The sequence below is a fragment of the Romboutsia maritimum genome (genome assembly GCF_002251085.2).
Taxonomy (GTDB): domain Bacteria; phylum Bacillota; class Clostridia; order Peptostreptococcales; family Peptostreptococcaceae; genus Romboutsia_B; species Romboutsia_B maritimum.
Map to the genome: position 1 here is coordinate 1 of NZ_NOJZ02000037.1, position 13,418 is coordinate 13,418.

Genomic DNA, 13,418 nt, shown 5'->3' on the forward strand with positions numbered 1-13,418 from the left:
AGAACTATCTGGAGGAATGAGACAAAGGGTTGCTTTAATTAGAACACTTTCAGTAGAGACTGTGAAGTTTTTTCTGTAAATAGCTTTCTATGATAATTTTGCTAAGGCATAGATAAAGCAAATATTTTCTATGTTTTAGTTTAATTTTAAATTTATTTAACTACATGCTAAGTACGCCTTATTGAAAGGCGTTTTTTGAGCATATATCTATTATAGCCTTCCTTCATACATCATAGACAATTCCCCATAAACTTTTCCCCAATTTCTTAAAGGAAGATTCCATTTTTTAGTTGCTTCAAACGTAGTTAAATATAGAGCTTTGAGTAAAGCTGCATCACTTTGAAATACACTACGTTATCTATTTAGTCGGCGATAACTACTATTTAGACTTTCTATATCATTATTGTATAGATAACCTTTCTAACCTCTGATGAAAACTTAAATATTGGACATATTGCATCCCAATTAACTGACCAACTTTTCATAGCATTTGGGTAGTAATTATTCCATTTTCCAGTGACTTCTAGCATTATTGAATGCCCTTATGCTTGATAAATTAATTTTAAATCTTTTGCAAATAGCTTTTATCTTTATCAGATACATGTTTCAGAGTGCTACGAACCTGATGAACAATACATCTTTGATATTCTGTATTTGGAAAAGCTACGTTTATTGATTCTTTTATTCCAGTAAGGTCATCTGCCCATAATATTAATATGTCCTTAACATCTCTATTTTTAAGCTCATTTAAAATTTCTAACCAATACTTGCTACTTTCGTTTTCTCCAATTTGAATACTTAAAATCTCTTTTTTACCATATTCACTTATCCCTAGAACTACATATGCTACCAGTTTTTTAATCATATGGTTGTCCGTAACTGAAAAATGGATAGCATCGATAAATACTATAGGATATACTTATTAAAAATCATATGCTGTAGAAAGTACTATCCTATATTTTTCGTCACCTTGAACATTTTCACTATTTTTCACAAATAAACTTATACCTTCTGTTATTATATATTTCTATTCTTAAATTGATATAATTTATAAAAATATGCTTCCTTCTTATTCTGAGCACATTTTTTAGATTCTAGCAACTTAATTAAGTCATCTAAAGATAAAAAATATAAATTATTCCTATCGAATAGAGAGTTGTATGTTATAGTAGAGAGTTCTCTTTCCACTTGTCTTCTTCCATTTTCATTTGATACTATAACTAACCTTATATCTTTATTTTTGTATGCATACAACTTATCTATTTCATTCAACCTATTTAGTGCAACTTGCATTCTAGATGATAGCTCTACTTCAAATGCATCAGTTATATCATTTGATATTTTATTTACCCATATAACATCTGTTCTATCTATTTTTTTTATACTTTCCTTACTTACATTATCTTTTTCTTCTATAAGATTAAATATATTTAAATCACTATTTTTTAAATGAGCATATTCTTTTAATTTCATACTATTCAATGTATAACTCTCGTCATTTTTCGCTACTTTAAATAATAAATTAAAACTTACACCTAAATCTACTATAAAACTTTGTAATAATTGATGTTTATCTTTGTTATCACTATCTTCTAATAATGTTCTATAATCAACTTTTCTTAATAGTCTATCTAATGATAATTCTTCCATTTGAATTTCGATATTCTTTCCACCTTTTTTACCTATTAAAATTTTACCATTTCCTCTATAATATCCGTGCAATCTATTCCTATTTATATCATATCCTTCAATTTTAGGTATTAATTCTTTATTTATCTCATCATAAATACTTGCTAAATTATTAGTATATAACAATATATTTTTGCCCTCTAAACTAGAGTCCAACTTTATTATATATTTACTATTTATAGATAAGTTTTTTTCAATTTTATTCATATATATATCGGTCCAACCAGCTTCCCCTATATTTCTTATGTAATCACATTTATTATGAAAATTATATGATCTTATTACCTTCTTAATATCTTGTATATTATTCATCTTATCACCAATAGTATTATCTACTACCAATAAAAATTTAATTCATATTTATATATGATCTTTCATATCTTTTTATATACTTTGGAAATCGAGGTGTCTCTATGAATTCTAAAAATTGGAATTGCACTTCACTAAAGTGGTATCTGTACAATACAGATTGTATAGATTTCTTAGAAAAACATTGTGATAAAATTAAGGTTGATTGTATTTTTACAAGTCCTCCTTACTTTAATAAAAGATCTTATTCTGGTAAATGTAAAGAACAAGGAAATAAGTCTTCTTATATGTACAGTACTTCTGGAAAACCTTTAGAAAACGAAATTGGCTACGGTCAAACTTTTAAAGATTATATAAACTCTTTTGATAAATTATGTCAACTATCTTCTAAAATACTTAAAGATAGTTGTTTCTTTATTGTAGTTATTAATAAAATCAGAGATAAGAAAAAAACTATAGATCTTGCAGATATATTTACAAATAAAGCCAAAAAGTATGGTTTTGATCTTCGAGATAAAATAATTTGGATAAAAAATAACCCAAGAACTTCTCCTCCAAATTCTATGCCTTACTATTTGGATGATTGTTGGGAAACTATTTTAGTTCTATCTAAGAATAATGCTGTTATAAAAGATAGAGATATTTTTAAAACTAATATAAAGTATAAATGTGATAATTGTAATAATATCAAACTTTATAGTAATTCATCCAATATAATTATGACTAACATAGGATTTACAGAAAAAAACTCTACAGAATCTCAACATCCTGCTAAGTTTCCAATTACACTTCCTGATAAAATTTTACCTTTATATTGTAATAAAGGTGATTTAGTATTTGATCCTTTTAGTGGCAGTGGCTCAACCTTAATTTCCTGCATAAATAATGAGTTTAATTTTTTAGGATGTGAATTAAATCCAGTGTTTTACAATAACACAATAGATGAAGTTAATAATATTTTAAACCATGGTAAACAACTTCATATGTCTACATAAAGTGCACTTTCATTCAATCGTGATAATATTTATTGTAATAAAATTGACTACTATATAAATCCTGAATTGTTCATAAAGATATCTAATTTATTAAAAATGATAAAAATTAGATATCTTTTATTTTAATTTTATATGTTTCTGTTTTTAGAATTTGTATTCCTTAATTTTATATATAAAAAAACTATCCAGATTGACTAGTTCTTAATTAATCTTCTATAAAATAATCACTATCTATCTTTTTTATCTCATACACAGTCTCTAAAGAAACACCTACATTAAAATCAATCATAAACTTAGCCAACTGACTTCCATCTATAAGTACGATCTTTTTATTATTAATATTTTTAGCGTACTCCTTAGCTTCCTTAGTAAAAGTAGAAGTAGTTATAAAAATCCCCTTAGTAGCACCTGGAGTATCTAACGCACCAGAAAACTTTTGTATCTCTGGTCTTCCAACTACAGTATCTTTCCATCTTTTAGCTTGTATATATATACTATCTAATCCTAACCTATCTTCATTTATTATGCCATCAATTCCACCATCACCAGTCTTTTTAGTAGCTTGTCCAGCTTCTTCTCTAGAACCACCATAACCCATTTTTATAAGTAAGTCTATAACTAATCTTTCAAAGAAATCAAATGAGCAAGTATGTATTTTTTCTAATAATTCATCTGCTAGAGATATTTTAAGTTTTAGAAATGCATCTTCTAAACTTTCTTCTGGTGTTTTGTTTTCTTCTATATCTATAACGCTATTAATTGTACTATTGTTTTTATTTGACTTATTTGTAAACTCTATAAAGCTATCATATCTTTCTAAGTCTTTTGATTTTAAATCAGTTGGATTTTCATTTAATAACTGTTGCCCTAAATCAGTTATTCTAACTTCTCCTCTTTTTGGAGCTTCTACAAGTCCTGCTTTTTTCATATATGTTTTAGCCCAGTTTACTCTATTATAAAATATTGGTGACTTTTTACTTGGTAGAGTTTGTCTTTTCTCTTCTTCTGTAAGGTTGCATTGTTTTGCTAGTATTTCATTACATTGTTTATTTGTGTATGTATTTTTATCTGATAATAGTTTTAGTAGTGGTAGCATTAATTCTTCATATGTTGGTACTGCCATTTATATCCTCCATCTTATATAGCATTTTAAGTCTAGAAATTTAATTCCTAGACTTATTTTAATTTATTTTATTAATTCTTTTAATAATTCAATACTACTTTCTTCATCTACATTATTGCTTCCAAGTTCACCTCTAAAAGCCCTTCCCAATATAGACTTCTTCAATAACTCAACATTATCATCTATATCACAAAGTTCCTCAACCTCAAACTCCTTATCAAGCATATATTCAAGTAACCTAACAACCTCTTCTTGCTCCTCAATACTAGGCACCCAAACCATATAATCCTCTAAATACGTCTTCGGAACTCTCTGCTGACCAACAGCACCAGTCATATGTTGCTTAGCCTCTTCTCTAAACCACTTAGCTCTAACCAAATAATATACATACTTGTTTAAAACTTTTTCACCGCATCTTAAAACATGAAACTCGGTAGTTCCAAATCCAAAACATTTACTTAAACCTTCTGCAATACAAGACTTACCATTTTCCATACAAGGAGTTATCTTAGCAAATAAAACATCCCCTTCTTCAAAGTAAGTATATCCTTTCTTTACCTTAGCGTAAGGTCTTTCCTCCATAGCTTCTATTTTACCATTAACATCACTAACTGCTACCATAGGAATAAATGAACATATCTGCCCATCATCAACTTCAAGTTTAGGCTTTTTAGGATTAACATTAACAACTTCAGATAATGATATTTCATCTTCATTAAACTCAACACCATTCTCCTCACGCCACTTCCTAGTCAAATCACCACAAAAAGCCCTCTCCAAAATAGCAGCCCTTCTCTTCTCAAACCCATCTCTCGCCTCATCAACAAGACCATCCGCCTTATCAACCTTATCAAAAAGACTCTCAATCCTATTAACAATCCTTACTTGCTCATCTAAAGGAGGTACTGGCATATAATACCCATTAATAAAATCCTTAGAAACTCTTTGTTGTCCTACAGCTCCCGTCATAGCATATTTAGCCTCGGTTAAAAATTCATGACTTCTAACAAAATAATATATATATTTATTATAAATAATATCTTTATTACCTCTTAATACATGAAATTCCGTAGAACCAAAACCTAATCTATTTTCTAATTTAGGGACTATTGCCGATTTTTTATTTTCCATGCAAGGAGTTATTTTGGCAAAAATAACATCATCTTCTATAAAACTTGTGTAACCTTTCCTTACTTTTGATAATTTTTGAATTTCAGACTGTACGACCATTCCCTTTTCACCATCTACAGCACTCATTGGTATAAATGTACAATCCGTATCATCTGGATAATCTTTCACATTTATCTTTTTAGGATTTACACTCACTATACTACCTAACTTAACCCAACACCAATTCTCAGGCACCTCATAAGGAATCTCCTCCTTAGGCACAAGCACATCCTCAATCGTCAACTTCTTCTTAGCCATCCTACTCACCACCTAAAGCCTTTAATTCCTTAATAACACTCATAAGTAAGTCAGTAGCTTCCTCTAATTTTGCCACAGCTTCCTCAGCACTTTCAACAGGATCAGGTAAATCCTCATAATCTAGTATACTATCATCCTTAATAAGCCCTAAATCAAGATTATCATTTTTCTCTCTTATCTCATCTCTTGATATTTTGTTCCATCTCTCATCAGTTATAGCTTCTCTATCCTCAGATGTATAAGCCTTTATAAAATCATCAAAGTGACTTTCCTTAAGTGGATTAGTCTTACCAAAGTTAGGCATGTTAGTTCTTAAATCATAGAACCACACATCCTTAGTATTATCTTTCTCCTCAGTACCTCTAGTAAAGAACAACACATTAGTCTTAACACCTTGTGCATAGAAAATTCCAGTAGGTAATCTTAGTATTGTGTGTAAGTTACACTTGTCCATTAAATCCGTTCTAATCTTAGTACCGTCTCCTTCTTGGAATAATACATTATCAGGAAGTACTACTGCACATCTAGCTTTTCCATCTGCCTTAAGTGATCTATATATATGTTGTAAGAAGTTTAACTGCTTGTTTGATGTTTGATAAACTAAATCATCACGAGTTATTCTCTCCCCACCTTTTTTAGTACCAAACGGTGGGTTAGATAATACAACATCTAAGTTTTTCATTTGCTTACCTAAGTTAGATAATGTATCTCCTAGGTATATGTTTCCTTCTATATCATGAAGCATAGCATTCATCATAGCTAGTCTATGTGTATCATGTACTAACTCACATCCTGAGAAAGCTTCATTTCTTTGGAATTCTTGTTCATCTAATTCTAAATCAAATAAATCATCTGTTTTAGATTTTATATAATGATCTGCTGCTATCATAAACCCAAATGTACCACATGCAGGGTCATTACATTTTTCTCCTGGTTGTGGGTCTATTAATTTAACCATGATATCTATTAGAACTCTTGGTGTAAAGTATTGACCTGCTCCTGATTTTTTCTCAGATGCATTCTTTTCAAGTAATCCCTCGTATAAGTCTCCTAGGCCTTCTTCTTTTGCAGAGTACCAGTCTAGGTCATCTATACTTTTTATTATTTTTTCTAAGTTTTTAGGCTCTTCTATATTTGTAGATGCTCCATTGTATATTTCAGCTACTCTACCATCGCAGTCTTCTCCTAAGTGGTTTAGTAGTTCTTTGTAGAATTTTTTAAGTTCTATACCTGATTTACTTGTCAAATCGTCCCATCTATATCCATCTGGTATATTTGCTTCTACTCCTGTTTCTTTTGCCATCTTTAGAAACAGGATGTATGTTAGTTCTGTAACGTATTGGTGATATGTTATACCATCATCTCTAAGTACGTTACACAGGTTCCAAAGTTTATTTACTATTTCTTGTGTATTCATTTTGTCTTTCCCTTCTATGCTAGTTCATTATCACTGAACATGTGCTCTTTTAGCTTTTCTATAACTTCATCTAAATTATTTTCAAAGATAGTGTTATATCTTTTAAATCCACCTTCTCTTTTGAAGTTTCCTACTTCAAATACTTCCTTGTCTATTATAACTTCTTTTACCATATATTTCTCTATCTTTTGTAACCATTTTTCTTGAAGTGGTGTGAATTTAAATTCTTTCTTTATTTTACTCATAGCTTTTTTTACTCTTTCTTCTTTAGATATTAGCACACTTCCTATTGCCTTTTGTCTTATGAAAGCTATTATATCTGCTGTTATTTCCTCATTTGTCATATCCTTATATGCAGTTTTTAGATATTCTTCACTAAATCCATTATCATCAAGTATTGCTTTTATAGCTTTTAAGTCATTTCTAGTCATTTGCTTTGGTTTTGTACATAATACATTTAGTGCTACTATTTCATTCATATTTTCTTTTATATAATTTTCAAACTCGTTGATATAGTCTTCTGGTTTTTTACCTTTTCCATATCCTCTAGTGTGTTCTAATACTTTATCTTTTTCATTTGTCACGATTATTAGATTTTTGTTTATCGCTTTTTCATCTAAATAGCTTATTAATTTATCATTTTTTATTAATGTGTTTATTGCACTTTGTGTGTCTAGTTCTTTCAGTTCTTTTATAAACTCTGCTGGTGATTTATTTCCACTTAGTGATTTAAACACAGCTTCTTCTTTTATTAGTTTTTTCTTTCTTTGTAGTTTTGCTATTACTTTATTTACTATGTTTCTCTTAGCTTCTACATTTATATCTTGTGTTAGTTGTTCTTGTAGCTCTTTGAAGCTTTCTTTGCTATCAACTACTACTGGTTTCATAGTTGTAACATGTTTTAGTGCGTCATATAATTTTACACAGTCATATATTTCAAAGTGAGTTTTTCCTATATCGTCACATAGTCTTGTTGCTCTTCCTAGCATTTGTTCATATAGTATTCTTGACTTCACTCTTCTTAAAAATACTAGTTTGTTTATTCTTGGTACGTCTATTCCTGTTGATAGTAAATCTACTGTTACTGCTATGTTTGGATATCTTTCATTTTTAAATTGTTTTATAGCTAGTTCTGGATCTTTTAGTTTTCCTGTTATTTTTAGTATACTATCATCATCTACTCCACCAAGAAGTTCTGTATATATTTCTTTTAGTATTCTAACTATCATATCTGCATGATAATCATTTGTTGCAAATATTAATGTTTTACCTTCATCATCTGGGCTTATATATTGGGCTACTTCCATTAATGCCTCTCTAGTGTGACTTTCTACTATTATTCTTTTGTTAAATGAATCTATTTCAAAGTCTACATCATCTTCAAGTTCTGCACCATTTATTACTTCTTTTGTTACTGGGTCGTATTTTACTACACTTTGCCCTTTTTTAAGGTGTATTCCTTCTTCACTTAACTTTGTTTTTATTAAATGTGGTGGTTCATGGTCTACTAGATATCCATCTATTACTGCATTTCTATACGTGTATGAGTATACTTGTTTTCCAAATATTTGTGTAGTGTGCAGTGCTGGTGTTGCTGTTAGTGCTACTTTAAATGCATCAAAGTAGTCTATTACTTTTTTATATTTACTTAAGAAGTCTTTTTCGTCTTTGTATTCTAATTCTTCTTCTAGTATTTCTTTATCTAGTATATATCCTCTATGAGCTTCATCTATTATTATAGCGTCATAGTCTCTAACCCCTGGTATTTGTGATTCATCATTGTTGTACATTATACGTTTTACCATTGCTTGTACTGTGGCTACGTGTATTTTTGTTTCTTTATCTATTTTCTTATCTTCTAGTTTGTTTATGTTGTATATTTGATTAAGTGTTTGAAGCTGCTCTATTTTTACTTCTTCAAAAGTTTCACTAGCTTGGTTTCCTAGGCTTGTTCTATCTACTAAAAATAATATACGTTTAAATCTATCTGTTTTTAGTAGTCTATATATAAGTCCTAGTACTGTTCTTGTTTTTCCTGTTCCTGTTGCCATTGTTATAAGGGCACTTTCTTTTCCTTCTTTTATTGCATTTTCTACTGCCTTTATAGCATCTACTTGGTAGTATCTAAGTCCTACTCCTTTAGGATCTTGCAAGAAGTCGAATGATAGTTTGTCTAGTTCTTCATTTGATTTATCTAAGTCACTTTCTAGTAGTTCTAATATATTTTGTGGTGTGTAGAAGTTTTGAAGTACTTTAGGGTTATTTGTAGTTTTTCTACAATCTAAGAAGTGTACTCCACTTTTTTCTTTTATTTCTTCTATATATTTTCTACCATTTGATGTAAATAAAAATGGTACGTTGTATTCTTCCCATCCACCTACTGCATAATCTAGATGCTCTTCTTTTACGCCTTTTGCATATGTTTTACTTTCTATTATGTGGCTTCCTACATCTTTTGAGTATTTTTTAGCTTCTATAAATCCAACTAGTTTTTCTCCAATAAATAGTGCGTAATCTACATATCCACTTTTTTTGTATTTTGATGATGTTGGCCATTCTGCTATTGCTATATTTTTATTTTTAGATGGTCTTGTTCCTTTTGAGTATCTTAAGTTTTTAGTGTCAGCTTCCCATCCTGCATTTCTTAACTGCTCATCTATTATCATTCTTGTTTCTGCTTCACTTAAATCCATTTTTTTAGCTACTTTTTTAGATTTTTCTCTTCTTAAGTATTTTTCTTTCTTTATTACATCTTCTTCTTTATTTTCATTAAGTGATTTTATATTTTTTAGTTGTTCTTCATAGTCTTTTATTTTTTGCTTGTATTCTTCTTCTAATTTTTTTAGATTTTCACTACTATTTTCTTTGTCATTTTCTCTAGGCATTATAAATTCTTGTGCTTCAAAATAATAGTCTCCATATACTTCCATAAACCAGTTTGCTAATTTGTGTGCAAGCTGAAGGTTAACCTTTGCCTCTTCTACGTTTTCGTATCCATCGTGTGCCGCTGGGTTTCTTTTTTTTCTTAGGATTTGTAATATACTTTCTATTTCTTCCGGTAGTAGATCTTCTTTTTTTAGAAGTTTGATTCTATTTATTTGACTTTTATCATGACTTATAAGTATTTCATCTATATCTTCTAGTTTTATTATGTATTTTACTACTTGCTCTCCAAATATTCCTAACTTTATAAATGTTGTATTTGAATCCTGATATATATATTTTTCAGCAAACTCACCAAGCTTAGCAAGTTCTGGATATTTTTCATTTAAAAATTCGAAATTACTCATATTACCCCCCCTTAAGTTGCTTATATGTAATCTTATTTTACCATATTTAAATTTATTTTTCTTCATTTCATTTTAAAATTAATTGTATAGAAAACGATAAAGCTTAAAGGTAGGTATATGTGCTATGATGAATAGAAATTCGATACTAAAGTATGCAAATTAATGTAAATAAAAAAGAGCTGATGTATGAATGATTTTTTCATACTCCAACTCTTTTCTTATAACATATACTAAGCTTTTTTATAATTAATAATATTTCTAACTTGCATTTCAGTTATCCCAAACCTTCTTGCTAAGTCCTTGTAATTTCCATCAAAGTTTTCCTTAATCAATTTATTCCTAAACGATTTAACAACACTATTTTCACTAGGTATATAAACATTTCCTCCACCAGCTAATTTTATCAATTCTTTTACATTTACAATACCAATAGCATCTATAATATCACCTAATGATTCTGGTAGATCTTCTTTAGTTAAATATTCTAACATAAAGTACCTCCATATTTAATTATAAATATCTATATAATAAATACGTTTATAGTGCTTATTAATCCTTCTTATTTCAACATTTAAAGTTGATTTTTTCACTAAACTTCTACATATCATTTCACTGTATTTGTTTTACCAAACAAAAACTAGCCAAAATTGGCTAGCTTTAAATTACTTTTAAATCATGAGCATATTCATAAGATATTAAATCATTATCTTTAGTTTCTATCCAAGCTTTTTCTTCATGTGATAATTCTGATATTTCTGAAACAGATTTAGATTTAAACAAGTCTATAACATTGTCAATAACATCTATTTCATCTTGAGAGAATAAACTTAAATCATAATTGTTTTTACTTTTAATTTTTGTTATCTCATTGAAATTAATTTCATTTATTTCTTTTTCAAACTTTCTATCCAAGTTTAAAATTAATTCATAATTTTTACCTTCTATTATTGGTCCAAACGTGTATCTTACATATCTAAGCCCCGTTATAGATTTAAGATTATTTTTATAATTAACAAAATCTATATACCATAAATATTTATTGAGACTAGTTTTATATAAATTATTCACTTTTGAAGATATATATCCTATTACATTTTCTAATCTATCTAGATCAAATTTTCTAAATCCATTGTATATACTTGGACTATGACATAGTGTGGCCGATATAAACATATCAATAGTTAAGATATCTTCTTTTTCAATTGAAAAATGCATTGAGTTATATGTTTTCTCACTTATCCTTTTACACTTATAGGCATCTTCTACCTTTTCTCTAAAGTAGCTTTCGTCTTTAATTATAAGTTTTAATATATCACTGTGGCTTTGATTTGGAAGACTCCCTCTTTCATATCTATTTATTGTCATCTTTCCCCAATCAAGTATAGCTACTAATTCTCTTTGAGATATATTATGCTTTGCCCTAAAATCTATTATATCTTGTGGAGATACTATCCCCGTTAATTCTCTGTACTTTGAGTATAGTCTTTTTAAATTATCTTCTTCTAACTCAATTACATATAACTTTTCATTACAATTTTCACATACACCAATCTTTTGCTCTATGTTAATTTCAATTCCTTTATATTCTTTTAAATTTTCTTTTATTATATTGTAATTTACTTTTTCATTGCACTTTTCACAATAAACTTTATCTTGTTTTAATTTCATATTTATACCTCCTAAATATACATTTCATCCTCATGAAATGATATACATACCAATTCATTAGGTGGGTTATATCTAACTTTTATGTATATAAGTATATTTAAATCTGTGTCTAGCTCTAAGTCGTATTTAAATTTCCAAACATCACCTTCTAATTTTTTATTATGATCTTTTTGTGGACCATCTAAGTAATGTTCTTTATTTAAATCTAATAATATATCTGTTATATCATCTATATTAAATCCATGCTCTCGCATAAATCTTGCATTCTTTTCTCTACCACCCGCAAAATCAAATCCTTTATCGGTTATATGTTTCTTGATTTTTTCTAGGTATTTATTTATCATAAGATTTCTGATAATAAAAACCTCCCTGCATTAAATATTATTGCCATCATTTAGTGGCATTTATACTTATATATTACTATATTTTTTTCAATAAATAAACTATATATAAACATTAATTTTAAAATTTATTTATATTCTTTGAGTTTTTCTACGTCTAGATCATATAACGATTTAGTCATTGTAATCATATCTTTCTCTAATATATTTATAAAAACTATAGTTTATAAACTATTTTAATATATTTCTTTAAATTTTTAACCCTAAAATTTAATTACAAATCATTATTAAAATTTCAAACAGGCACAGATCCTATAACTCAAAAAGTTATAGTAAAAACTAAGACTTACTCAAATTTAAAACCATCAGCATCTAATGATGATGTGTAATGAAGTAGGAGAAATATTAGCCTCACTTCAAGGACATGAATTATTAGAAGTAGCTAAAATTGATAGCACAACATTATCAGCATAAAACTTTACTATATTTTGAGCAACTTCTAGACGAATTATTTAGTATCATCAGTTGCTCAAACTTAAATTTATCAAAAATTCGCTTTGCTAATGTATGCTTTGCTAATGTATGAAGGAAGGCTATAATAGATATATGCTCAAAGAAACGCCTTTCAATAAGGCGTATTTAGCATGTAGTTAAATAAATCTAAAATTAAACTAAGACATAGAAAATACTTGTTTTATCTATGCCTTAGCAAAATTATCATAGAAAGCTATTTACAGAAAAAACTTCACAGTCTCACTATAAGTATCATTTATTTTAACTAATCCAAAATTTCTATAATGCCTATCTATGTTATTTATTAAAAAATCAACTACTATCATAGTATCAATATCTTTATTTTTACTTTATTTTATATAATATCATTTATTTGATTTTACTCAACTCATCTATAAAGGCTGTTCTTATTTTATATAACTGCATACATCTTTATAATTGCTTCTATTACTCGACCCCTCTAATCCTAATTTTATGTATTTTCCTTATATTATTCCTTTTCAGTTAAAATAGGTACAAATTCATGTCATCTTTAATAATATAAATTATATGAGTAAAAATCACAGGGGGTGACATAATGCAAACAATAGTAGAAGTCAAAGATCTTACCAAGAACTTCTACAACAAACAAGGCGAAATAGAAGT

10 protein-coding genes and 1 pseudogene are annotated in these 13,418 nt (G+C 28.2%); 2 read left to right on the forward strand and 9 right to left on the reverse strand.

All coding sequences use genetic code 11. The features are described 5' to 3' along the window. Nucleotides 1-210 precede the first annotated feature (210 nt). Together CHF27_RS12600 and CHF27_RS12605 are read right to left on the reverse strand one after the other, a co-directional pair. Nucleotides 211-919 (reverse strand): annotated as a pseudogene (locus tag CHF27_RS12600) (IS256 family transposase); the annotation flags it as partial. A gap of 98 nt (nt 920-1,017) precedes the next feature. Continuing rightward, on the reverse strand, nt 1,018-2,001 hold the full coding sequence (locus tag CHF27_RS12605) for a hypothetical protein (protein WP_095406805.1): 984 nt from the start codon (nt 1,999-2,001) through the stop codon (nt 1,018-1,020). Between the two features lie 101 nt (nt 2,002-2,102). On the opposite strand from CHF27_RS12605, the gene CHF27_RS12610 reads away from it, so the two are divergent. Then, complete coding sequence (locus CHF27_RS12610; RefSeq protein WP_095406806.1) at nt 2,103-2,993, forward strand: DNA-methyltransferase; 891 nt, start codon at nt 2,103-2,105, stop codon at nt 2,991-2,993. 205 nt (nt 2,994-3,198) lie between these two features. Here CHF27_RS12610 and CHF27_RS12615 read toward each other — a convergent pair whose 3' ends face one another. The 7 genes from CHF27_RS12615 to CHF27_RS12645 all read right to left on the reverse strand — a co-directional run bounded on the left by CHF27_RS12615 (nt 3,199) and on the right by CHF27_RS12645 (nt 12,263). Continuing rightward, on the reverse strand, nt 3,199-4,116 hold the full coding sequence (locus tag CHF27_RS12615) for a restriction endonuclease (protein ID WP_095406807.1): 918 nt from the start codon (nt 4,114-4,116) through the stop codon (nt 3,199-3,201). A 63-nt stretch (nt 4,117-4,179) separates the two neighbouring features. Further along, nucleotides 4,180-5,481, reverse strand: a complete 1,302-nt coding sequence (locus CHF27_RS12620; RefSeq protein ID WP_158534769.1) for a restriction endonuclease subunit S — start codon at nt 5,479-5,481, stop codon at nt 4,180-4,182. A gap of 64 nt (nt 5,482-5,545) precedes the next feature. After that, nucleotides 5,546-6,961 carry a class I SAM-dependent DNA methyltransferase gene (locus CHF27_RS12625; RefSeq protein ID WP_115976271.1) on the reverse strand — a complete coding sequence of 472 codons (1,416 nt, stop codon included), beginning with the start codon at nt 6,959-6,961 and terminating at the stop codon, nt 5,546-5,548. Nucleotides 6,962-6,975: 14 nt separating this feature from the next. Beyond that, the gene (gene hsdR, locus CHF27_RS12630; protein WP_115976273.1) at nt 6,976-10,251 is read right to left on the reverse strand and encodes a type I restriction-modification system endonuclease; all 3,276 of its coding nucleotides are present in this window, start codon (nt 10,249-10,251) and stop codon (nt 6,976-6,978) included. 230 nt (nt 10,252-10,481) lie between these two features. Beyond that, on the reverse strand, nt 10,482-10,742 hold the full coding sequence (locus CHF27_RS12635) for a Mor transcription activator family protein (protein WP_095405156.1): 261 nt from the start codon (nt 10,740-10,742) through the stop codon (nt 10,482-10,484). A 166-nt stretch (nt 10,743-10,908) separates the two neighbouring features. Further along, nucleotides 10,909-11,919 carry a type II TA system antitoxin MqsA family protein gene (locus tag CHF27_RS12640; RefSeq protein WP_095405157.1) on the reverse strand — a complete coding sequence of 337 codons (1,011 nt, stop codon included), beginning with the start codon at nt 11,917-11,919 and terminating at the stop codon, nt 10,909-10,911. 11 nt (nt 11,920-11,930) lie between these two features. Then, nucleotides 11,931-12,263, reverse strand: a complete 333-nt coding sequence (locus tag CHF27_RS12645) for a type II toxin-antitoxin system MqsR family toxin (protein ID WP_095405158.1) — start codon at nt 12,261-12,263, stop codon at nt 11,931-11,933. Nucleotides 12,264-12,589: 326 nt separating this feature from the next. On the opposite strand from CHF27_RS12645, the gene CHF27_RS14760 reads away from it, so the two are divergent. Further along, nucleotides 12,590-12,649, forward strand: a complete 60-nt coding sequence (locus tag CHF27_RS14760; protein WP_408638585.1) for a DUF1659 domain-containing protein — start codon at nt 12,590-12,592, stop codon at nt 12,647-12,649. Nucleotides 12,650-13,418 lie beyond the last annotated feature (769 nt).

What these genes read in the sequence shown, in the direction of transcription:
- CHF27_RS12605 (WP_095406805.1), bottom strand. Translation starts at nt 2,001, where the DNA reads ATGAATAATATACAAGATATTAAGAAGGTAATAAGATCATATAATTTT.
- CHF27_RS12610 (WP_095406806.1), top strand. Translation starts at nt 2,103, where the DNA reads ATGAATTCTAAAAATTGGAATTGCACTTCACTAAAGTGGTATCTGTAC.
- CHF27_RS12615 (WP_095406807.1), bottom strand. Translation starts at nt 4,116, where the DNA reads ATGGCAGTACCAACATATGAAGAATTAATGCTACCACTACTAAAACTA.
- CHF27_RS12625 (WP_115976271.1), bottom strand. Translation starts at nt 6,961, where the DNA reads ATGAATACACAAGAAATAGTAAATAAACTTTGGAACCTGTGTAACGTA.
- hsdR (WP_115976273.1), bottom strand. Translation starts at nt 10,251, where the DNA reads ATGAGTAATTTCGAATTTTTAAATGAAAAATATCCAGAACTTGCTAAG.
- CHF27_RS12635 (WP_095405156.1), bottom strand. Translation starts at nt 10,742, where the DNA reads ATGTTAGAATATTTAACTAAAGAAGATCTACCAGAATCATTAGGTGAT.
- CHF27_RS12640 (WP_095405157.1), bottom strand. Translation starts at nt 11,919, where the DNA reads ATGAAATTAAAACAAGATAAAGTTTATTGTGAAAAGTGCAATGAAAAA.
- CHF27_RS12645 (WP_095405158.1), bottom strand. Translation starts at nt 12,263, where the DNA reads ATGATAAATAAATACCTAGAAAAAATCAAGAAACATATAACCGATAAA.